Genomic DNA, 21,330 nt, shown 5'->3' with positions numbered 1-21,330 from the left:
CGCACCGGGTGGGTGCGACCGGAGAAACAACGGGCGGGGCGGGGGCTTACAGCCCGCAGAGCTCCGACAGGCTCTTGGCGCCCTTCTGGCTGTTCTGGGTGGGCGTCTGAGTCGGCTTGGCGGCGACGAACGAACGGGTCGGCTTGGTCGTGGGCGTGTCGGGCGAGGACGTGACGTCAGCCGCCTGCGCGCTCCGGGCCGGGCGGGTCGAGTCGTCGATCGCCTTCTTCGCGGCCCGCCGGATCTTGAGCCAGTCGGGACGCCCCGACAGGAACTCCGGCGGCACGAACTGCAAGCTGGTGATCTTGGCGCTCTTCACCTTGAGGGCCAGCGCCACGAGCGGCTCGAGCAGCTCCTGCGGGATGTTCGTCTGCGCGAGGCGCTTCGTCGCCTCGGCGATCTTGCCGAAGTTCAACAGGATCTTGTCGGGCGTCGCCTGCTGCGCGAACGCGCCGATGACGCAGCGCTGGCGGGCCATGCGCGAGAAGTCGTCGCTGTCCACCCGCGACCGGCCGTACCACAGGGCCTGCTCGCCGGTCAGCTTCTTGTAACCCGCCTTGATCGTGCCCGCGGTGCCGAAGTGGCCGCCCCACTTGATGTCGCGCTCGACGCGGATCTTGAGGCCGCCGATGGCGTCGACCAGGTCCGCGAAGCCGTACATGTTCATCATGGCGTAGTAGTCGATCTTCAGGTTGAGCGTGTAGCCGATGGCGTCCATCAGCGCGCGCGGGCCCCTGTTCTTGCCGCCCATGATCTGCGGGTTCTCAGTGGCGTACTGCCAGACCTCGTTGAGCAGGCCGCCGTTGGGCAGTTCCGCCATGAAGCCGTTGGGGAACTGCTTGCGCAGCGGCGAGGTCGTCGGGAAGTGCACGTGCTGCAGGTTGCGCGGCAGGCTGAACAGGACCGTCTTGCCCGTCGCGATGTCCACGCTGGCGATCGTCATGCTGTCGGTGCGCACACCGGTACGGTCGCCGGCCGCGTCGCCGCCGATCAGCAGGAAGTTCACCCGGTTCTTGCCGTTCCAGGGATCGTTCTTCTTGATCGGCGCGATACTCGGGTCAGTGCTCTGGGCGAGGGGGATGAAGATCTTCTGGGACGCGTCGCGGAAGGTCAGCACGGTGTTCGCGATGAAGGCGAAGGGGGCCATGACCGAGACGCAGAGCACGCCGACCACGATGCCCGAGACGATCTGACCCTGCTGGTGCAGCCGGTTGGGGCCGAGCGCCACGTACGACAGCACGATGACGGCGAACCAGGCCAATGCGAGCACGGCGGCGATGACGATGACCGTCATCTGCATGTCGGCGCCGACCAATTGGGCGAGGTTGTCGTTGTTGCGCGTCAGCCAGAACGCCAGCCCGGCCAGCAGCAGCATCACGTACGCGCCGAGCAGGATCAGGCCGGTACGACGCCGCCCGGCGCGCAGGTGAGCGACGCCGGGGACGATGGCGGACAGCAATGTCCAGCCGAGCAGACCGCCCGTGGAGAGCGGCTTGGCGAACTGCGGCGCCCCCGAGCCCGCCCGCGGCCGAGACTTGGGCCGCCCGGCGCCGGAGGGCGCGGGACCGCGAGCGCCCTTGCCCGTGGGGGCGCCGTTCCGCGGTGAGCCGTCTGTGGGGTCGTCCTGTGATGAGCCGTCGGCGGGGGCGCGGTTCTGCGGGGTGTCGTCCGCGTCCGGCGGTTCGCCGGTACGGCCGGCGTCCGAACCCTCTCCTGGTCCGGTTTCGGACCCTGTGCCCGAGCGGCGGGGAGCGCGCCGTTTTCTGCCCTCGGGCGCGGTGTCCACCCCATCGCGCTTGCTCACACCGGCTCCTTCACACGCCTACCTGGCGAAAGCCATGGTTTTTACACCCCGTAGGGCACAAGATTGCCAGGAGTCTAGCTCCCATATAGGGACATCCAAGACATGTACCCAACCTGAGATGAACAGGCCATGACATCAGGAGGTCGTCGACGAAGCCGCCATCCAGGTGTTGCACTGGTAGGCCTGGTTCCTCTCCCAGCCCTGACGGAACCACCGGTTGTTGTTCACTCTGTTGCCGTGGTCGCGGGGATATCCGGGGTAGTCGCCCACCTGCCCGTAGAAGGCGAAGAGGCGGGCGCGGTTCGCGGTGTTGACCGGGTAGGACGCGGCCACCGACCGCATCCACATGCCGCCGAAGCAGGTCGCCTGGAGCTCCAGCTTCCTGCTCAGCGCCAGCTTGCCGCTCCGGCTGCTGGAGTCCACCGTCTGCTTCCACCAGGAGTCCATGACGCCCGAGATGTTCTGGACGTGGTGCCCGTACTCGTGGGCCAGCATGCTGATGATCCCGCCGTGCCAGGAGATGATCTCCCCGTACCCGCGGGCGTTGCCGTTGCCTCTGGCCATGGCCGAGGTGGAGGCGTAGATGGTGTTGTTGCGCGGGCAGTAGTACGGCACCATGCTCCCCGGCGACGGATAGTCGCCGCAGGCGCCCCTGCCGCGCGTGGCCACGATCGAGTAGCTCGGCGGCGTGAACCGGATGCCCTGCCTCTGCATGATCGGCCCCCAGGCCCGGTCCATGCACCTGCCGGTCTTCAGGATCAGCGCCTTGAGCTGGCTGTGGCTGAAGATGCTCGCGCCACCCGCCGGGCAGCTCACCCTGGGCAGGGTGCCGACCCGGTAGAGGGTGTTGTTCCTCGTGCTCGTGTTCAGCGTGGGCCGGGTCGGTGTCTCGGGCTCGGCGGACCGCGTCGCCGTCGGCTCGCTCGACCGGGTCTCACTCCGCGACTCGGACGGTGACGGGGACGGGGTCCGGTCGTCGTCGTAGGTGTACGAGGGGATGGCGACCGGCGTGGTCGTGTCGGGCCTCGACGAGCCCTTGAGCATCGCCGCGGCGATCACGAGCAGCACGAACAGCGCCGCCATCGAGCCGAACACCGCCCCGAGGATGCCGACCACCCCCATGCCCGACTTCTTCCGCGGCGGCGGCCCCCACGGCCCCGGCGGCATGGGCGGACGCGGGGGAGGAGGCGGCTGCTGAGGATGCCAGGAGCCGCCCTGTGGCGGCCCATACGGCCCGCCCGGCGGATACGGCTGCCCTTGCCCGCTTGGCGGGTACGGCTGCCCCTGGGGCGGGTACGGCTGCCCCTGAGGCGGCGCCCCGTACGGCTGGCCCTGCGGGGGATGCACCGGCCCCTGCGGGTAGACGGGCCCCGGCGGAGGCGGCGGATAGACCGGTCCTGGCGGGGGAGGTGGCTGCTGCCCCGGATGACCGTAACCCTGGGACTGCGGCTGACGGTGACCCGGCGGCGGCCACGGCCGCGACGGTGGCCGCTGCGGCTGACCTGGCCCCTGAGGCGGGGGTGGATGCTGCCCGTTGCCTGTCACCGTGTATCCCCCTTTACTCGGTTGTCCGTAAAGAGTGACTTGGTGCGTCACTGGTTGGACATTTGCCGAATTTGGGGCAGAAGCATACCGATTTATCACCCGTCACAGAAGTCGCGGTGCCCGGCTACGGTCCGAAATCATTCGAGGTGATCTCTGCTATGTCCCGGACCGCACGGCAGCTGGTGTCCTAGCTTCTTTGACATGAACCTCCAGCAGCTCCGCTACGTGGTCGCGACTGCGGAGCACCGCACCATGACCGACGCGGCCAGATCGCTGTATATCGCGCAACCTGCGCTGTCGCGCGCGATCCGCGATCTGGAACGGGAACTCGGCATGACGCTCTTCGCCAGGTCCGGACGCGGTGTCGTCGTCACCGCACAAGGCCGGCGGGTGGTCAAACTGGCAAGGGAGGCTCTTGATGCCGTACACGAGATCGAGAGCCTGTCCAACCACGGCAGCACAGGGGAGGCGGAGCTCCGCATCGCCTCCACCCCCAGCCTCGAACCCGGCCTGGCCGGACGGCTGCTGCCCGCCTACACCGCCGAGCACCCAGGTGTCCGCGTGCACATCGTCCGTTGTGACGGCCGTGACGCCGTCGTCAACGCCATCAGGGATCAGCGGGCCGACCTCGGCCTGACCGATCTCCCCGTACCCACCGATCTGATCACCCATCCGCTCGAACGCCAGGAGATCGTGCTGATCTCCCCACCCGGCCTCGAACTGCCCAATCCCGTACCCATGGGCAAGCTCGACGGGATGCGCCTGGCCCTGCCCGCACGGGGCAGCGTCCGGCGCAGGGAACTCGACGCGATGTTCGGCAAGTACGCCGTCAGCCCGGTCGTGGTGCTCGAAACCGACGAGCGCAACGGCTGGCTCAACGCCGTACGGACCGGCCAGGCGTCACTGCTGTGGTACCGCGGCATGGCCGAACAGGCCGGCCGGGCGGGCCTCGTGGTGCGCTCGCTGGAACCCGCGGTCCGCCGCGTCATCGCCGTCGTGCACGCCCGTCGCCGCCTGCCGCTGATCGCCCAGGACTTTCTGGCCGCCGCCGAAAAGGGCAGCGCCGCCTGACCCGTCCTGAGCACATCGCCTTCGGCCGCCGCCGCGCCCGGCCGGAAGCGAGGACTCACCCCCTCACGAACCCCCCGCACGAACCCCGCACGAACCCCCGTGCGCGAACCCCCTCCTCATCTCGCCACAGGTAGTCGTACGACCGCACGCAGCCCCGGTGCGGCGTCCTCCAGATGCACCCCGCCCCCGTGCGCCCGCACGGTCTCCCGGACGATGGCCAGGCCCAGCCCAGCGCCGCCTTCGTCGCGGCTGCGGCCCGAGTCCAGCCGGGTGAACCGGTTGAAAACCCGCTCGCGATCCTGCTCGGGAATGCCGGGCCCGTCGTCGGTCACCGTCAGCACCCCGTCGGCGGTCAGCGCCACCTCCACCTTCGACGAGGTGTGCCGCACGGCGTTGTCCACCAGGTTCGTCAGCACCCGGCTCAGGTCCAGCGCGTCGCCGCGGACCACGACGGGATCGCACACGGTCAGCCGGGCCTCCCCGTACCTGTCGACTGTCTGGCGCACCACCTCGTCGAGATCGACCGGCTCGCGCCTGGCCGGCACGCCGCCGCGCTCGTCCAGGCGGGCCAGCGCCAGCAGGTCCTCGGCGAGCCTGGACAGCCGCATCGCGTCCTCCATCACGCCCTCGGCCGTCTCCGGCCAGTCCTGGCCCTCCGGATGGCCGAGCGCCACCTCCAGCTGCAGCCGGATGCTGGCCAGCGGGCTGCGCAGCTCGTGCGCGGCGTCGGAGACCAGCGCCCGCTGACGCTGCTCGGCCTCCTCCAGCCGGGCCAGCATGTCGTTGAGCGTGGTGGCCAGCGAGTGCACCTCGTCACGCGACTCGGGCACCGGCAGCCGGCGCGACCTGGCGGTGTGCGTGATCTCGGCGGCGCCCCTGCGCAGCGCGGCGATCGGCCGCAGCGTCCGGCCGATGACCACCCAGCTGGCCACGGCCAGCGCCACGATGAGCATCGGCGTGCCGACCAGCAGCACCCGGCCGGCCGTCCCGAGGCTGGTCTGGATCTCGCCGATGGGCCGTGCCGCGACCACGGTCCTGCCGTGGTCGGCGCTGATGACCACCACGCGCAGCGGCCCCGAGATCGCGAAGGGCCGGCCGTCCAGGAAGGTGGCCTGGCCGTCGCGCAGCACCTCGGCCCGCTCCCGCGCGTCCAGCAGCGGGACCAGCCGGTCGGCGCCGTAGGTGACGTCCGTGATGCGGCCCGCCTCGTCGATCACCTGCACGATCGTGCCGTCGTGGGTGGCGATCGGGCTGGTCAGCGTGCCCGCGTCGGCCTGCACCCGCACGGTCTGAGCCTGCTGCCGGGTCGAGTCGTCCACGGTGCCGATGAGGGCCCGGTCCAGGACGGTCAGCAGCACCGACGCCGAGATGGCCAGCGCGAGCGCGAGGACGGCGGCGGCCACGACCGTCAGCCGGAAACGCAGCCCCTGGCGGCGCCACCACAGCAGCGGCGAGTCAGCCACCGTCGCCCGCCAGCCGGTAGCCCGCGCCCCGCACGGTCTGCAGCGCGTTCCTGCCGAACGGGACGTCGACCTTGCGCCGCAGATAGCCCACGTAGACCTCCACCACGTTCGGGTCGGTGTCGAAGGTGTCCCACACGTGCTCCAGGATCTCCGACTTCGACACCACCTCGTCGCGCCGGCGCAGCAGATATTCCAGCAGCGCGAACTCCCTGGGCGTCAGCTCGATCACCTGCTCACCCCGCTCCACCCTGCGCCGCGCGGGGTCCAGCGTCAGATCGCCCGCCGTCAGCACGGCGGGCCGCCGCCCGGAGTCGCGCCGCAGCAGCGCGCGGAGCCTGGCCACCAGCACCACGTACGAGAAGGGCTTGGTCAGGTAGTCGTCGGCGCCCAGATCGAGGCCGTCGGCCATGTCGTATTCGCCGTCCTTGGCGGAGAGCATCAGGATCGGCACCCAGTTCTCCTCGGCGCGCAACTGCTTGCACACGTTGTAGCCCGACAGCCGGGGCAGCATGATGTCGAGCACCACGATGTCGTAGTCGCCGTGCCTGGCCGCGTGCAGTCCCTGCTCGCCGTCGTGGGCGAGGTCCACGGCGAAGCCCTCGGCCTGGAGCCCCCGCTGCAGCGCGGCCGCCATCCGCCGCTCATCCTCGACGACAAGTACTCTCATGTGGCGATTCTCCCGTTCCTCCCCTGAGACAACGCTGAGAGGGCTGAGAGGCGTCTCAGCTGGTCTCAGACTCGCCTAAGGAATGTCCCCCCGTGCGCAAGAGGGCGCACGCGGCCGCATAGGTACCTATAGACCGGGGTATCCCACCTGACACAGCGCGGGCCGGTGCGCCGTCACTGGTCCCGTCCGCGTCTTCCTCAGCTCTGGCGAGCCTTGTGTCTCTTCGCGGTCAGGACCACCTCATCGGCTGGCAGCAGCCGGGTCTCCTCGCCGTCCCGCTCGACCACCACCAGGCCGACGCCCTCGTCGATGCCGAGGTCGATCCGCTCGTCTGGCGTGGTCTGCCGGAACCAGGCGCGGGCGCCTGGTTCCAACTCGATGCGGCGCCGCTCCGGCTGGGCCCGGACGTAGGAGGCTTCGCCGCGCTTGGTTGCGACGAGACCTTCCTGGCGCAGTACGCCGAGAGCTTTGCGCACGGCCTCGCGCCCGACTCCGTACTCCTGCGCCATCGCGTGTTCGCCCGGGAAGACGTGGCCGGCGGCCAATTCGCCAGTGCTGATCATTTCGCGCAGGCCGGTAGCGACCTGGATGTAGACGGGTACGTGCGAGCGCACATTGATCTCCACAGAGGTGAGGGTATAGACACACAGACATATTGTTATCTTGTACGCGTGTATGCATAGACACATATACAGTCTGTTTGCCTGTACGTACATGTGATAGCTTCGACGCCATGGCCAATGCTTCCGAACCGGCTCCGTACGTCCCCGACTGCGAGATCGTGAAGTTCGGCGACGGCGCGTTCTTCGTCACCCACCTGGACTCCGGCCGCGTGCGCACTGCGCAGACTGACCGGCAGGCGCTCATCGTCGGCACCGGGCTCGCCATCGCGTGTACATGGCGGCAGGCGGTCGGGAGCCGCTGATGTCATCGAGCCCGTCTGGCGCGCGTCACCGCGTTGCACGCCAGGCATCCAACGGGCGCGGCGGCGACACCGTCCCAGGCGCCGCCGCCGCGCCCCGCAGGATCCCCGGACCGCGCCCGAATGTCCGGCCCAAGCCGGCACCTCTGCCATGGGTCACGTCCCCGCAGGAGTTGCCGTTCCAGACGGGGGATCCATGGTGATCGCCGCTCAGGCAGTCGTGCCGTACGTCACCGCCTACAGCGAGGAGACCGTCGCGCTCAACCTCACCTTCATCAGGGATACATGGTCATCGAGTGGGGTGCGGCTGTCCTACACCGACCCCACGTCGAGCGACTGGGACATGGGCGTGATGTGGGCCCGGCAGAAGACGCTCCGCCGCGGGAAAGTCCTGTACGACGAGCTTCACACGTTGCGGCAGAAGGAATGCATGCTGAGCAGACTCTGCCAGGTGTGTCAGGGGCCGGCTTCCGACCCGGACACTGGGCTCCTCACGTGGGTTTTCCACGTTGAGCCGCCTGCCGCTTCTGGACGCCTCAGCAAGCCGCCCATCTGTCGAGGCTGCCTGCCGGAAGCGATCACCGTATGCCCGTACTTGCGCCGCGAGGCCCATGTGTACAGTTCGGGCGATTATTGCGCGTGGGGGGTGAAAGGCCTGGTCGTATCCCCGGGTCGTCAGCCGGTCCTGCGGGACGTCCCACGGGACGACCTGCACACGCTGGCGTTCACCTTTGCCCGGGCCTTGGTAGTGCACGTGTCCGAGCTGCGGCGCGAGAATGTCTAGCAGCGAAATCTACGCGCTGACCGTGATAGTCACTGCCGTCGTCGGCACGCTGGCCACCGTCGCGATGGTCTTGATCTACGACCCTCTCGTCAACGGCCTGCGCTGGCTGCGGCGGCGTATCACCGGCCGCACCTAGACCGCCCGGCCGCCATGCGATCCCCCAGCCCACAACTTTTCGATCACATGGACGAAGTCGATGACAATGTGCACGCTGATGTCGCGGCGGGCGGCCTCGGCGTCGATCAGATTGAGCTGGTGGCGGGGCTCCGTCGACGAGTACGACCCAGGGACGGGCGTGCGTGGGGTCGCGGGTCTCGGCGTGGTCGAAGACCTTGGCGATCACAGTACCGGGGTCGGTGATGATGGAGCCGCACAGCCACTTGCGCTCCGCGCGTGGTCTGGCCCGCGGTCGGCACTGCCCGGCTCGTCTGCCCGGGGCGGCGATCACATCGTGGGGGCGCCGGGGCGCGGGTTCGGCGTCGTAGACCACGCCGAGCGACACAGGGGTGAGCATGAGGGGCGTACGGCCTGGTGGGGGACCATGTGGGCGTTCGTAGTCATGGACATGCTGTCGGGCTTGCTCGTTCCGGCCGGGCAATCATGAGCGGTGGGTAGGGTCGGGCCGACCGCAGCACCGCTTCCCCCTGTCGCCCGGCCGAGTCTGCGGGCGAGGCTGATCGGATGAGGACCGCTGTGATCGTGGTTCTGGACGCCGAGGCCGCGCGGGGGTGCAGGCGAACATCGCGCTGGTCCGGTTCCCCCAGATGCCTGCGCCCTCAAGCCTCTCGGATCCCGCCTGGCCGAAGCCCTCAACGCACTGATCGCTGCCGCGATCGGCGCGGCCCGCGTTCTGAGTCTGCATGAGACGCCACTCTGGTCGATCATGGCCATGATCGCGGGCGGCCACCTGCTCATCGCCCCTCGCGGAAGCTGATCAAACCGCCACCCGTCGCTGCCACCTGCCCGCAACCCGGCGACAGCATGCCCACGAATCTTCCGCATGACCGTGAGCCTCACCGGTTTGACGACGTGTTCTCCATCATGAGCATCACGGTGACAGGGTGTCCACGGGCTCGCGCGCACACCTCCGACCACTGCCTGAAATGCCGGAATCTACATGCCCATCACGAGTGGCGCCGTCATGGACGCAACGAGTGTCCGGCAACACATGGGCCACGAGGTGTTCGATCTGCCGTTTGCCGATCACCTGGCCGCAGCGCGCGCTGATCGCCGCGTACGCGGTGTCGAACGAGCCACGCACCGTCTCGGCCACCGCCAGCTTGGCCAGCCCGGCCGAGTGCCGCACCGCCGGCAGCGACAACGCCGCATCCGCCGGATAGACGTTGCGAACTGCCGGAGCGCGCCAGGCACACCGGGTGACCGTCACCGTCCCGACCACGGTGGCCAGCAGACGGTGATGCCCCATCTCGACCCGTCGGCGCACCACGCCGTCAGGCGCGGCCAGCCCGGCGCCGTCGCGGCGGGCGGCCAGAACCGCCTGCTGCTCACGCCACGCCCGTAGGTCCAGGTGCGCCTGCAGGAGCTGGCGCAGCAGCTCACGCCCCTGCTCGGCGATGGTTTCCTCCAGCTGATCATGCGTCAGCGACGCGGCCCGCGCTGACAACCGGTCCTGCTCGGCCTCCAGCCGTGACTCCAAAGCGGCGATCTGCTCCCGGATCTCCTCAATCCGTTGCAGGACCACAGCCTCCCGCCGCGCCAACTCCTCCAGCAACGAACCCCCCGTCACCACCGCCTCACACGCCTGCACCCACGGTAGAGGGCGGTTCCCCGATCAAACAGTCGCGGCCATAAAAGCCCAGCTCAGAAACTCACTCAGGACGAGCTACACCCGTACCAGTTGTATGCGTCGAGCATAAAATGAGTGATTTGCATCACACTAACGCCTTTGCTGGTGCGAGCCTGGTGGTTCTGACATGCAACGTCATCATCTTTGGTCTGCTGTGCGAGCAAGGTGTCGGAATTGCTTCGCGTAAGAGATCTTTACGGATCTATGTCTGCTGCGACATGATCTTTACGGGTATTTCTAGTCTGTTCGCCTTTGTGGATCGGGTCTGACTCCTTTACGTGCTGTCTTTCTGGAGTGTTCGTTGGTGAGCGTGCGGTTTATGACGGTCGTATTCGCAACTGTTGCTGCGTTGCTTATGTCCAGTGGGTGGGTTCCACAGCTCCAGATGCCTCAGGCGAACGCTGCTGAACTGAACCGCCATGAGGAGATAAGTGTTGCGGGCCGGAAGGCCCCGACGCCGGCTGCACTAGTCGGCGACGAAGATCGGACGCGTTTGAATAAGCCAAAGCCGCCCGTATGGCCCCGCGCGGGTGAGGCTGAGGTGGCTGTGGCCTCGACTGGCGCCCCGGTCGCGGTGCCGGGACTTGCAGTCCGTATTGGGCCACCTGTGTCAGGGCATACGGGTCTTGATCCCATCGCTGCCAAGAGGGAGACCGACCAGCCGCTCAAGGTGGGCAACCCACGCAAGCAGCAGAAGCCAGCCAAGAAACCGGAGCAACGGAAGCCGTTACCGCAAGGCCAGCCTGGTGAGGGACGTCCTGCGCGGGTGCGCATCCAAACCTTCGACCATGCGACGGCTCAGCGGCTGGGCGGCGTGGGGACCGCTGTACGGGCGACGCGGTCTGACGGTGCCGGTGATCCTGGCTTCATTACCGTGGCCGTGGACTATTCAGGCTTCAAGGACGCGCACGGGGGCGGATTCGCCTCTCGTCTGGCGCTGTTTCCCCAGCCTGCCTGTGCGCTGGAGAAGACTCCGTCCCCTCAGTGCCTGAAGAGAGCCCGTGCCATGTGGCGGCCGGTCCCCGTCGGTAACGATGTGAAAACTGGCACGCTTACCGCCGCCATCATTGCCGCGCCTGTCAAGGGCATGGCGGAGGCGGACACGGTGTATGTGGTGTCCAGCACGCCCGCAGCTACGGCGGATGACGGCACCGGATCGTTCGCGGCCACCGACTTGAACCCGGCCGGGACGTGGACCGTGGGCCTGTCAGCGGGAGATTTCACCTACTCCTACCCGTTGCGGATGCCGCCGTCGCCCTCGGGATTCGTCCCTGAGGTTTCACTGAATTATTCGTCCTCCTCGATTGACGGGCTGACCTCGAACTCCAACAATCAGGCCGGGGCAGTGGGCCTGGGATGGAGCCTGACCGGGACGGGGTTCATCGAACAGCGGTACAAGCGCTGCGACCTGCATTCGTTCGGCTCGCATCCGTGTAATGCCGGGGACATCACGCTGTCGGTGGGCGGTCGGTCCGTGACGGTGGTCAAGGACACCGGCACGGGGGGGTGGAAGACCACGCCGGATCTGGGATGGAAGATCCAGCAGATCGCCACAGGCGCGCCGTCCGGCCTGCCCTTCTGGCAGATCACCACCCAGGAAGGTACGAGTTACCGGTTCGGTTACCGGCGGGACGCCAGCTGGCAGTTCGGCTACATCGAGCCCGACGAGGGCGAGCCGTGCTACGACAAGTATGAGGCCTACGACGATCTGCGGGCGTTCTGTACTGCGCCGTACCGGTGGATGCTCGATCGGGAAACCGATCCCAAGGGTAACGTCGTCGACTACAGCTACACCGTCGAGCAGAACTCCTACTGCATCTTCGCCGGCTCCTCGTCCTGCGGTCAGGTGAGCGACAACGTGGTTCGCTACGATCGCGGCGGCTACCTGGCTGAGATCGCCTACGGGTCCAACATTCATGTCAGTGGTTCTGCGCCGACTGGACGCCTGGTGTTCGCCATGACCGACCGGCCGTTGCAGGGCCAGTTCGGCCGTCCGGACGATCTGATCTGCCCTGAGGTCAAGTGCGGGAACAGCCCGTCATTCTTCACCACTCGCTGGCTGAACACCATCACCACCCAGGCGTGGAACCCGGCTGCCGCGTGGAGCGACGTATCGCGACTGGAGCTCGCCCGGATTCCGGAGCTGGGGTGGATCGACAGCATTCGGCAGGTGGGCCTGGCCGGTAACGGCCCGGACATCCCCCTGCCACCCGCCCGCTTCACCGGTGTCGAGCTGGCCAACCGCGTCGGTTACGACGAAGACTTCTACGGCGAGTATCGTTTGCTGCGGATCGCGGCTGTCGACAATGGCATGGGAGGCCGGATCGAGGTCCGCTACACCCAGCCCACCGGCTGCCCCGACCCTGAGAACCTCTCCTTCGAACGATCGCGGACCGCAGCGACCTACGACTGCTTCTGGGTCTACGAGGGGCTGAATCCGGTCGGGGTGCCCCCGAACGAGTCGTATGAGCACGTCGGGTCCGTTTACAACAAGTGGCTTGTCGCTCAGGTCGTTGAAAAAGACCTGGTCGGCGGCTCACCGGATATGTGGACCCGCTACCGCTACCTGGGCGGTTCGGCGTTCGTGCGCGGCCGATACGACCGCACTGTGGGTTATGACCGAAATGACTGCTGGGAGTCGGGCGGCGAATGGTACTGCTTCAGCGGCCTGACCTGGGTCGAGCACCGTGATTCGCTCGGATGCTCAGACCCGGTGGGAATCCTGAGCTGCTGGGGTGGCGAATGGACCGACTACCGCGGATACCGCACCGTGGAGGTCACCAAGGGTTACACCACGGCTAATGACCCTCAAAGGCTTTCGATCACCCGCAGCACCTTTTATCGAGGTCTGTACGGCGAACAACTGGTCGACGGTCCACAGCCCGACCAGACTGTGACCGACTTCGACGGCAACACCGTCAACGACGACAACCGACTGGCCGGTGAGACGGCGCAGGAGCAGACCTTCCGTGCCACCAGCACGGCCGAGCCGATCTATCAGTGTGCCTATCCCGCCTGGGACAGCAACCGGTTCTCGTACCCCGCCGGAGCGCGGGTCAGCCATAAGAACCAGCAATGGGAGGCTTCCCGCAGCGCCTACGGTGAGCCGGGTGTGGACGCGGTGTGGACCTTGCTGGGCGCTTGCCCCAACAGCGGCCGTGAACCCGCCGGGCTCGCGGAGGAAGCCTCCTCCCGCCAGGACTACCGCATCGAACAGACCGGAACGTCGGCCAGTGGCCACGACCATCCCTACCGCGCTCTGGCGGTACGGCAGGTAGAACGGGAAAAGGTCAGCTCGGGCTGGCGGTATGTGACCAGTGCCACCACCTACAACGCCGATGGGCTCCCAACAAAGATCAACGACTACGGCGAGACCGGCAACGCTGCCGACAACACCTGTACCAGCACCACCTACGCACGGAATGCCGCCGACGGCGCGTGGATGATCAGCTATCCGGCTGTGACCGAACGCCGCACGGGAGATGACTGCACTGCGGGCGCCTTCTTGGGCAAGCAAGTCACGCTCTACGACAGCGCCACCAGCGAGACAGGCAACACGCCGACCCGGGGCAACACCACCGAGACCCGCACCTACGCCAGTCCTACGGACTACACGAGTGTCAAAGCCACCTTTGACAGCTATGGGCGTGAGACCTCGGGAACCGACCCGCTGGGTAAGACTGTTACGACGGTTTATAACCCGCCAACGGGCCATCCGATCAACGGCGTCACCGCGACAAACCCGCTCGGGCATGCCACTACCACGTGGACCTCCTACGAGCACGGCGCAGTCGTCGGCTTGCGTGACGCCAACGGCAACGATGTGAACATCGATTACGACGCGCTAAGCCGTACCACCACACTTTGGACGGCTCTGCAGCCCAAGAGCGGCGGGACTCCCGCGGCGTCAGCGGTGTACCAGATCCCCGCCGACTCTGCCGGGAAAGTCACCGGCCCGGCGCGCACCACCATTTCACGACTTGTCTCAGGCAACGGAACCTCGGCCAAATATCTGACCACCTACTCCTACGATGACGGCTTCGGCAGGAGCCGGGAGACACAGGCCCCGTCCCCTGCCGGAGGCCGCATCGTCTCGGTGACCACCTATGACGCGCGCGGGTTCACCGCAGCCACCAGCGGGGCGGTGCACAACACCGCGCAGCCGGGGGCAGGCCTGCTCAACCCGGCATTGACCTCGCTGCCCCAGTGGTCCACCAGCGTTTACGACGGGCTGGGCAGGGCGACCGCTCAAATCGACATGTCCACGACCACCGAGTTGCGTCGTAGTACCACCACCTACTTCGGGGACCGTACCGAGACGACCCCGCCTGTGGGCGGTAAGACGGTCTCCCATGTTGATGCAGGTGACCGGGTGACCAAGGCGGAGGAGTGGGTGGACAGCGCCACCCACTACGACACGCGGTACGAGTACGACATCGACGGCCGCCTGACGAAACAGATCGACGCCAATGGCAACGTGCGCACGTTCACCTACGATCTGCGCGGACAGCGGATCGCGGCGACCGACCCAGACGCCGGCTCGTCCAGCCAGGGCTACGACGCCGCAGGTCGACTGGCTTGGACCGTGGACGGGAACGGCACCAAGGTCTCCTTCAGCTACGACGATCTCGGCCGGAAGACCGCCATTTGGCAGGGTGAACCGCGCACGGGCACGAAACTGGCCGAATGGGTCTACGACACCTTGGCCAAGGGACAACTGACCTCAGCTACGCGTTTCCACAACGGAAACGCCTATGTCGATCGAGTGACAGGGTATGACAGCCTAGGGCGGCCGACTGGGTCTGTGCTTTCCGTTCCTGAGGCGGAAGATGCGCTGGCCGGCGACTACCAGTTCTCCGTGAATTACCACCCCGGTGGCGGAGTCGCCACGTACACCATGCCCGCTGCCGGAGGGCTGCCGAAGGAAACGCTCACCACCACACTCACGGATCAGGGGCTGGTGAACGGGCTGACCTCGGACTGGGATGGTGGCTTCACCTACGTCAAGTCCACCGGGTATTCGCCGACCGGCCGGTTGATCGAGCGGCAGTACGGCGCGACCGGGCAGGTCAAACGCAATCTGACGTGGGACGCCAAGACCGGCTGGTTGTCGCAGATGAACACTACGGTCAAGTCCGACACCAGCTCACCGCAGGTTGTGCAGGACGACCGCTACACCTACGACCTGGCCGGGCAGATCACCCGCATCCTGGACGCCGCCTCAGCGGTACCGGGGCAGACGGCCGGGCAGTCGGAATGCTTCAACTACGACGGGCTGTACCGGTTAACCGGGGCGTGGACCACCACCAAGGACTCGTGCGCGAGCGGGACATCCGACAGCCTCGGGCTCGACCCGTACAACCAGTCTTACAAGTACGACGCGGTCGGCAACATCACCAGCGTCACCGACAAGGGGCAGACCAGCACCTACACCTACCCGGTCCCCGGCGCATCGGCCGTCCGGCCGAACGCGGTGACCAGCATCAACCGCCCCAATGAAACCAACAGCTATAGATACGACAACGCTGGTCAACTGACCAACCGCACTGTCGGCGGGGTGAATGGCACCTTCACATGGAACGCCCTGGGGCAGGTGGAACAGGCGACCATCGACGGAAAATCCACCAGCAACGTCTACGACGCTGACGGTGAACGCCTGATCCGCCGCGATCCAGACGGCACAACTCTCTACCTGGGCTCAATGGAGCTTCGCCTCGTCAACGGTCAGGTGATGGGCACCCGTTACTACGAGGCAGGCGACGGCAGCCAGGTAGCGACGCGCGCGTCGGGAACCTTGTCCTGGATGGCCGCCGGGCTGCACGGCAGCAACCAGATGTCCATCGACGACACCACCGGACAAGTTCGTCGTCAGCGCTATTTCCCCTTCGGTGACCAACGCGGCCGGGATGAACTGCCCTTCACCGATCTTGGGTTCCTTGGTAAGACCGAGGACGCCAGTACTGACCTCGTCTACCTGTCCGCCCGTTTCTACGACGCCGGCATTGGCAAGTTCATCTCCGCCGATGCGCTGCTGGATCTACGGAGGCCGCAGTGGGCCAACCCGTACAGCTACGCGGGTAACAACCCCATTGGGTATTCGGACCCCACCGGGCTCGCTCCGACCTGCGACACCCAGGCGGAATGCGACAACAATGCTCAGGCCGAGTGCGAGAGGAAGAAGAACAAGGTCAAGTGCGCTCAGGACCAGTTGGCACGTGAGAAGGCGGAGGCCGAGCGGTACTGGCAGCAGTTCATGGACGCGCTCTTCGACCTCGCCAAGATCGCTGCAGATGAACTCGGTATCACGGCTGGAATCAAGTGCTTCACCACAGGAGACTTGTCAGCCTGTGGCGATACCGCTCTTAATATCCTTGGGTCCTTGGTTGGCGGCCTGGCAGGCAAGCTCGCAGTCAAGTATGCCCCTCCATGGAAGTGGAGCAAGGCAGTAAAAATCGGCAAGAAAATCCTCGATAAGGGTGGACGCGCCACGCGTGCTCTGGACCGCTATCTTGATTCCAAAAAGCGCGTCCAAGCCGCTGAAAAAAATGTTCAGCAAGCCGTCAAGGAATGCAACAGCTTCGTACCCGGTACTCAAGTGCTCATGGCCGACGGCACTCGCAAGCCCATCGAGCAGGTGAAAATAAGCGACCGGGTTCTCGCGACCGACCCGCGCACGGGAAGAACGACGCCAGAAACCGTTCTCGCGACCATCAGCAGCCAGGGCAGCAAGCAACTCGTGGAAATCACCGTCGACACCGACGGCAACCGAGGTAAGGAAACCGGAACGGTGACCGCGACAGCCGAGCACCTCTTTTGGGTGGTTGGCCGCGAGTACTGGGCGAATGCCGCAAACCTTCACCGTGGCGTGAAGTTGCGTGATGTCACTGGTGATGCCGTGCCTGTCCTCGCGGTCCGGTTCCTCAGCAAGAACACGCTCATCCACAACCTCGCCGTTGAGAACGTCCGCACCTATCACGTCGCGGCAGGCGAGAGGGAAATCCTCGTCCACAACTGTCCGCCCGGCGCCGACAAAGCAGACGAGGCGGCCGCAGCCGCCAGGCGGGCCGATGAACGATTCGCCGCGAAGAACTCGCTCAACGCCGACAGCGACATCGTTCAGAATCGCACGATGACGGTGTCGAACTTCATGGCGAATTTCCGGAAGGGGAGCATCAAGTCGGTCATGCCGAGCGAGTACTTGGAGATGACGGTTGAAGAGGCGCTGAAGGCGGCGAAGGCGGGGAAGGACACCACGCTGCGTAAGCTGCTCACCGACAAGCGATTCAAGAAGTAAGAGAGGTCCGCATGGAGGGGTCCACAGCGGAGGAGCGATTCCGGAAGGACAGCCGTGATCTGGCGGAGATAGGCTGCCAGGTGCGGGCGCAGTTGCCGCCCGTGACGGTTCGCCTGCCTGCGGAGCTGATCGGCAGGGCTCGTGCGGCGTGGTTCCGGGACGAGGACGAGGAGCTGCCGGACGAGGATTTCGAGGATTGGCTCATGAGGTTGCTGGCCGGTGAGCTCGCTCTCATCGGTCTGGCCGCGGGCGACCTTACGGAGTCCGAGGGCGGCGAGGTGGTCATCCGGCTCGATGCGCGGCAGGTCTCGCACGCCCTGTTCGCTGCGGGCCTTTGGGAGGACCGCCCTTGGCGGGCGGAGCCCTGATTGCTTTGTACTGCCGCGGATCTGGCACGCGCCCACCACCAATCAGGAGGACCGGAAGAAAATCCTGCGCATCCTCATCGAGAAGATCACCACGCGATCGTTGAGAGGGGAAGCGGACGCCCCATCCCCATTCGAGGGGAATCCCCCCGGTACACGATCGGGAAGCCGTCCTAGACGAAAGTTCTGATCGCATCGCGGAGGTTTCGGGCTCAGCCAGAAGGTCCCGCTTCCGCGTGGAACTTCGGGGACATCCCCACAACGACCAAACCGTCCAACTACGTTGGGTTGAGTCCACACGGGAAGCAGCGCTTCTACCGGCGGAAACGCGTCCGCGCTGAGAGCCGTCTCAGCTGGTCTCAGGCTCGCCTAAGGATGCATGCCGCAGGCTCTGGTCATCGACATACCGTTAAGGAGTGAGATGCGCAGAGGCACGTTCGTGAGATGGGGAGTTCCGATCGCGGCCGCGGCTGTGATCGCCGGAGCGATAGGGGCCGGCCCGGTCATCGCCGCGGTGAGCGGCGAGCCCGTGCTACCCGAGCGTACGGCGCAGCAGTTGCTCGCCGACGCCGCGGCGGCCACCAAGGACAAGGCCCCGCCGCCCATGTCCGGCACCGTTCAGCAGACCGCGTCGCTGGGTCTGCCCGCACTGCCGGACATGGGCGGCGCGTCGCCGCTGAGCCTGCTGTCCGGCTCGCACGAGGTGAAGGTCTGGTACGGCGGCGGCGACAAGATGAGGGTCGCCATGCCGACGCAGTTCGACGAGTCCAACCTGATCGTCAACGGCGACCAGGCCTGGTACTGGGACAGCGGCGACAACACCGCCACCAAGATCAAGATGGCGGGCGACGCCGGGGCGCGGCACGCCACGCCCACGCCGGGGCCGGCCGATGTGACCCCGCAGCAGGTGGCGGAGAAGCTGCTGGCCAAGGCCGGCGAGCACACCGCCATCCGGGTGACCAACAACGCCCAGGTGGCCGGCCGTTCCGCCTACCAGCTCGTGCTCGCCCCCAAGGACGAGGGCTCGCTGGTCCAGGAGGTGCGGCTGGCGCTCGACGGTGAGACGTACGTGCCGTTGCAGGTCCAGGTCTACGCCAAGGGCTCGGCCGAACCGGCCTTCCAGGTCGGCTTCACCCAGGTGACGTTCACGCCGCCGGCGGCCGAGAACTTCACCTTCACCCCGCCCGCGGGGGCCAAGGTGAAGGAGCAGACGATCGGCGGCGACAACACCGAACAGCAGGCGGACAAGGCCAAGGAGAGCGCCGAAAAGAGGGCCGAGGGCGTGAAGGTCGTCGGCTCCGGCTGGACCAGCGTCGCCGTCCTGCCCGCCTCGCTGGAGGATCTGACGGCCAAGCCGGAGCAGACCCCGGCGGACGGCCAGTCCCACAAGCCGTGGAAGGGCGGCGCGGAGGGCACCGACCCGAGCGCGCTGATCGACAACGTGCTCAAGTCGGCCACCCCGGTCAGCGGCACGTGGGGCTCGGGCAAGCTGATCAAGACCAAGCTCGTCACCGCGCTGCTGACCGACGACGGCCGGCTGCTGGTCGGCGCGGTCACGCCGGAGGAGATCACCAAGGCGGCGGGCACCAAGTGACCGTTGTCACGCACGAAGCGGGGGCGCCCTTCGGGGCGGCCCCGCCCTCCGGCGACTCGGCGATCGTCACCCAGGGCCTGACCAAGCGCTTCCGCGGCGGCCAGGTCGCGGTCGACGCACTGGACCTGACCGTGCCGCGCGGATCGGTCTTCGGCTTCCTCGGGCCCAACGGCTCGGGCAAGACCACCACGATCCGCATGCTGCTCGGCCTGGTGGCGCCCACGGCCGGCGAGTACTCCGTGCTCGGCCTGCCCCTGGCGGACGCACTGCCCCGGGTGGGGGCGCTGGTCGAGGGGCCGGCGTTCTACCCCTACCTGTCGGGCGAGGCGAACCTGTACCGCTTCGACGCCGCCGATCCCACCGCCCCCGGCGGCACCGCGAAGAAGCGGGTCGCCGAGGCCCTGGAGCGGGTCGGCCTGTCGGCGGCCGCGGGCAAGCGCTTCCGCAACTACTCACTCGGCATGCGCCAGCGCCTGGCCATCGCCGCCGCCCTGCTCGGACCCCGTGAGCTGCTCATACTCGACGAGCCCACCAACGGGCTCGACCCGCAGGGCACCCGCGAGGTGCGCGCGCTGGTCAAGGAGATCGCCGCCGACGGCACCACGGTCTTCGTCTCCTCACACCTGCTGACCGAGGTCGAGCAGATGTGCACGCACGCCGCGATCATGCGCGCCGGCAACCTGGTCGCCCAGGGCACGATCGCCTCGCTCAACGGCGGCCTCACCACCCGCGTCAGGGTCGAGACACCGGACGTCGCCGACGCGGCGCGGGTGCTCGGCACGCTCGGCCTGGCCGACGTGCGCACGCCTGACGTGGGCGTCGCGGCGGTGACGGCGGACCTGGGCGCGCACGCGCCCGAGGACATCAACGCGGCGCTGGTACGGGAGGGCGTCGCCGTGCGCGGGCTGGCCGTCGTACGGCCGAGCCTGGAGGACGTGTTCGTGGGACTGACAGGGGAGGGATTCGATGTCGACGGCTGAGACGCAGGAGCGCCGGACGCCGGGGCTGGTGCCGGTGACCGAGACGATGCGCACCGCCGAGCGGCGGCCGTCCTCGGTGCCCGGTTCATCCGAGCCGGCCGGGCCGGCCGGGCCGCCGGTGCGGCTGGCGTCGGCGTTCTGGCGGCTGCTCGGCTCGGAGCTCGGCCTGACGTTCCGGCGGCCACGCAACCAGGTGATGCTGGCCGTCGTGGCGTGCGTGCCGGTGCTGATCGGCATCGCGCTGCGCATCGCCAGCGCCGACGAGGCGGTCGGCGGGCTCATCGGCTCCGTCGCGGGCAACAGCCTCATGCTGACCTTCGCCTCCTTCTCCTTCCTGGTGCTGCTGCTGATGCCGATCGCGGTCAGCGTGGTCGGCGGCGACTCGATCGCGGGCGAGGCGGGCGCGGGGACGCTGCGCTACCTGCTCGCCGCGCCCGCCGGCCGGACGAGGCTGCTGGTCGTGAAGTACCTCAACGCGGTGGTGTTCGGCTACGCGACCACCGTCGTGGTGGCGCTGTCGGCGCTGGTCACCGGGCTTGTCCTGTTCCCGGTGGGGCCGGTGACGCTGCTGTCGGGCAGCACCATCTCGGTGGCCGAAGGCCTGCTGCGGATTCTCATCACCGTCGGGTACGTAGGCGCGGGCATGGCGGCCCTGGCGGCCGTGGCGGTGGCCCTGTCGACGTTCACCGAGGTGTCCATCGGCGCCATCGCGGCGACGATGATCCTGGTCATCGTCACCCAGGTGCTCAGGGCCATTCCGCAGCTCGAGGCGATCACGCCCTACCTGCTGCCCAGCTGGTGGACCAAGTTCGACGCGGTGCTGCGCAGTCCGGTCGACTTCGCGGGTCTCAGTCAGGGGCTGCTGGTCTTCGGGGCGTACATCCTGCTGTTCGGTTCCATCGCGTGGGCCCGCTTCTCGGGCAAGGACATCACCTCCTGAGCGGTCCGGGCCGGTGAGATCCGACCCGGACCGTCTCGGCGGTCCACTATCAGCCGAGAGCCGCCCAAGCGTTTGAGCCGCCCAAGCCGCCCGT

The 21,330-nt window shown here is 67.2% G+C and carries 15 protein-coding genes; 9 read left to right on the top strand and 6 right to left on the bottom strand.

Annotated elements, in window-relative coordinates; all coding sequences use genetic code 11:
• Nucleotides 1-46: 46 nt before the first annotated feature.
• Entirely contained in the window at nucleotides 47-1,804 is a 1,758-nt protein-coding gene (locus AB0B61_RS20045; RefSeq protein WP_358433640.1) for an LCP family protein, read from the bottom strand.
• A 135-nt stretch (nucleotides 1,805-1,939) separates the two neighbouring features.
• The gene (locus tag AB0B61_RS20040) at nucleotides 1,940-2,926 is read right to left on the bottom strand and encodes a neutral zinc metallopeptidase (RefSeq protein ID WP_358433637.1); all 987 of its coding nucleotides are present in this window, start codon (nucleotides 2,924-2,926) and stop codon (nucleotides 1,940-1,942) included.
• A 624-nt stretch (nucleotides 2,927-3,550) separates the two neighbouring features.
• Between AB0B61_RS20040 and AB0B61_RS20035 the strand changes: the two genes are divergently transcribed.
• The gene (locus AB0B61_RS20035) at nucleotides 3,551-4,420 is read left to right on the top strand and encodes a LysR family transcriptional regulator (protein WP_358433634.1); all 870 of its coding nucleotides are present in this window, start codon (nucleotides 3,551-3,553) and stop codon (nucleotides 4,418-4,420) included.
• A gap of 116 nt (nucleotides 4,421-4,536) precedes the next feature.
• Here AB0B61_RS20035 and AB0B61_RS20030 read toward each other — a convergent pair whose 3' ends face one another.
• The 3 genes from AB0B61_RS20030 to AB0B61_RS20020 all read right to left on the bottom strand — a co-directional run bounded on the left by AB0B61_RS20030 (nucleotide 4,537) and on the right by AB0B61_RS20020 (nucleotide 7,176).
• A complete protein-coding gene (locus tag AB0B61_RS20030) occupies nucleotides 4,537-5,883 on the bottom strand; it encodes an ATP-binding protein (RefSeq protein WP_358433631.1) in 1,347 nt (448 codons plus the stop codon).
• On the bottom strand, nucleotides 5,876-6,550 hold the full coding sequence (locus AB0B61_RS20025) for a response regulator transcription factor (RefSeq protein WP_358433628.1): 675 nt from the start codon (nucleotides 6,548-6,550) through the stop codon (nucleotides 5,876-5,878). Before AB0B61_RS20025 ends, AB0B61_RS20030 begins: the two co-directional genes overlap by 8 nt.
• Nucleotides 6,551-6,747: 197 nt before the next feature.
• Nucleotides 6,748-7,176 (bottom strand): GntR family transcriptional regulator, encoded by a 429-nt coding sequence (locus AB0B61_RS20020; protein ID WP_358433625.1) that lies wholly within the window; start codon nucleotides 7,174-7,176, stop codon nucleotides 6,748-6,750.
• A gap of 107 nt (nucleotides 7,177-7,283) precedes the next feature.
• Between AB0B61_RS20020 and AB0B61_RS20015 the strand changes: the two genes are divergently transcribed.
• The 3 genes from AB0B61_RS20015 (at nucleotide 7,284) to AB0B61_RS20005 (ending at nucleotide 8,392) form a co-directional block, all read left to right on the top strand.
• Nucleotides 7,284-7,475, top strand: coding sequence for a hypothetical protein (locus AB0B61_RS20015; protein WP_358433622.1), 192 nt, complete (start codon nucleotides 7,284-7,286; stop codon nucleotides 7,473-7,475).
• Between the two features lie 193 nt (nucleotides 7,476-7,668).
• A complete protein-coding gene (locus AB0B61_RS20010; RefSeq protein WP_358433619.1) occupies nucleotides 7,669-8,256 on the top strand; it encodes a hypothetical protein in 588 nt (195 codons plus the stop codon).
• Nucleotides 8,249-8,392 carry a hypothetical protein gene (locus AB0B61_RS20005; protein ID WP_358433616.1) on the top strand — a complete coding sequence of 48 codons (144 nt, stop codon included), beginning with the start codon at nucleotides 8,249-8,251 and terminating at the stop codon, nucleotides 8,390-8,392. The genes AB0B61_RS20010 and AB0B61_RS20005 overlap by 8 nt, the downstream gene beginning before the upstream one ends.
• 912 nt (nucleotides 8,393-9,304) lie before the next feature.
• Here the strand turns inward: AB0B61_RS20005 and AB0B61_RS20000 are convergent.
• Nucleotides 9,305-9,988, bottom strand: a complete 684-nt coding sequence (locus AB0B61_RS20000; RefSeq protein WP_358433614.1) for a hypothetical protein — start codon at nucleotides 9,986-9,988, stop codon at nucleotides 9,305-9,307.
• A gap of 841 nt (nucleotides 9,989-10,829) precedes the next feature.
• Here AB0B61_RS20000 and AB0B61_RS19995 point away from each other — a divergent pair.
• The 5 genes from AB0B61_RS19995 to AB0B61_RS19975 all read left to right on the top strand — a co-directional run bounded on the left by AB0B61_RS19995 (nucleotide 10,830) and on the right by AB0B61_RS19975 (nucleotide 21,236).
• Nucleotides 10,830-17,357 (top strand): RHS repeat-associated core domain-containing protein, encoded by a 6,528-nt coding sequence (locus AB0B61_RS19995; protein ID WP_358433612.1) that lies wholly within the window; start codon nucleotides 10,830-10,832, stop codon nucleotides 17,355-17,357.
• Nucleotides 17,358-17,368: 11 nt separating this feature from the next.
• Nucleotides 17,369-17,725 carry a hypothetical protein gene (locus tag AB0B61_RS19990; protein WP_358433609.1) on the top strand — a complete coding sequence of 119 codons (357 nt, stop codon included), beginning with the start codon at nucleotides 17,369-17,371 and terminating at the stop codon, nucleotides 17,723-17,725.
• Between the two features lie 418 nt (nucleotides 17,726-18,143).
• Nucleotides 18,144-19,316: a DUF2092 domain-containing protein gene (locus AB0B61_RS19985; RefSeq protein ID WP_358433606.1), complete on the top strand. Its 1,173-nt coding sequence runs from the start codon at nucleotides 18,144-18,146 to the stop codon at nucleotides 19,314-19,316.
• Entirely contained in the window at nucleotides 19,313-20,296 is a 984-nt protein-coding gene (locus AB0B61_RS19980) for an ABC transporter ATP-binding protein (RefSeq protein WP_358433603.1), read from the top strand. Before AB0B61_RS19985 ends, AB0B61_RS19980 begins: the two co-directional genes overlap by 4 nt.
• A complete protein-coding gene (locus AB0B61_RS19975; RefSeq protein WP_358433600.1) occupies nucleotides 20,283-21,236 on the top strand; it encodes an ABC transporter permease in 954 nt (317 codons plus the stop codon). Before AB0B61_RS19980 ends, AB0B61_RS19975 begins: the two co-directional genes overlap by 14 nt.
• Nucleotides 21,237-21,330: the final 94 nt, after the last annotated feature.

This window comes from Nonomuraea sp. NPDC049158 (genome assembly GCF_040648335.1).
Classification (GTDB): Bacteria; Actinomycetota; Actinomycetes; order Streptosporangiales; family Streptosporangiaceae; genus Nonomuraea.
This window is presented reverse-complemented; position numbering and strand designations above follow the sequence as displayed.

Bases quoted from the DNA above. Each gene is read 5' to 3' on its own strand.
- AB0B61_RS19985 (WP_358433606.1), top strand. From the start codon at position 18,144: ATGCGCAGAGGCACGTTCGTGAGATGGGGAGTTCCGATCGCGGCCGCG.
- AB0B61_RS20010 (WP_358433619.1), top strand. From the start codon at position 7,669: ATGGTGATCGCCGCTCAGGCAGTCGTGCCGTACGTCACCGCCTACAGC.
- AB0B61_RS20015 (WP_358433622.1), top strand. From the start codon at position 7,284: ATGGCCAATGCTTCCGAACCGGCTCCGTACGTCCCCGACTGCGAGATC.
- AB0B61_RS20005 (WP_358433616.1), top strand. From the start codon at position 8,249: ATGTCTAGCAGCGAAATCTACGCGCTGACCGTGATAGTCACTGCCGTC.
- AB0B61_RS20025 (WP_358433628.1), bottom strand. From the start codon at position 6,550: ATGAGAGTACTTGTCGTCGAGGATGAGCGGCGGATGGCGGCCGCGCTG.
- AB0B61_RS19975 (WP_358433600.1), top strand. From the start codon at position 20,283: ATGTCGACGGCTGAGACGCAGGAGCGCCGGACGCCGGGGCTGGTGCCG.
- AB0B61_RS20040 (WP_358433637.1), bottom strand. From the start codon at position 2,926: ATGGGGGTGGTCGGCATCCTCGGGGCGGTGTTCGGCTCGATGGCGGCG.
- AB0B61_RS19990 (WP_358433609.1), top strand. From the start codon at position 17,369: ATGGAGGGGTCCACAGCGGAGGAGCGATTCCGGAAGGACAGCCGTGAT.
- AB0B61_RS20035 (WP_358433634.1), top strand. From the start codon at position 3,551: ATGAACCTCCAGCAGCTCCGCTACGTGGTCGCGACTGCGGAGCACCGC.